This is a genomic window from Oleiphilus sp. HI0117, assembly GCF_001635235.1.
In genome coordinates this window covers 1-344 of sequence record NZ_LWGA01001316.1, presented here as the reverse complement: position 1 = coordinate 344, position 344 = coordinate 1, and the positions used below count along the sequence as shown (strand labels likewise).

The 344-nt window shown below is 40.1% G+C and carries 1 protein-coding gene; it reads right to left on the bottom strand.

Translation table 11 applies throughout. The features are described from left to right. Window positions 1-249, bottom strand: a 249-nt coding sequence (locus A3757_RS22750; RefSeq protein WP_156506505.1) for a hypothetical protein, incomplete at its 3' end; no start/stop codon positions are given. Window positions 250-344: the final 95 nt, after the last annotated feature.

Sequence of the window (344 nt, the reverse complement as noted above, 5' to 3'; positions counted from 1 at the left end):
CTTAACATAGGCCATTTGATATGCACCAGACCCACCAGCAGCACCAAAAGTAAATGTAAATGGACTATCGTAGTATAGGGTTTGGGGTGGGAATCCAAGTATTTCGAGTGGTGGGCTGGATAGCTCGACAGCAGCTATTTGTGGTTCAGAGCTATCACTATCGCCAGTACAGCCACCGATTAGCATTAGACAAACTGATGTAAAAGTTGCTTTGATCAAGACGTGCAAATAATCCATTACTCTACTCATTGTTTTTTTGCGTTGACGTCGCAAATTATTGAATCTATTAAATGATATTAAAAACAGTGAGTAAGTGACAGCTGGACTTTATGGAAACGTCTTAT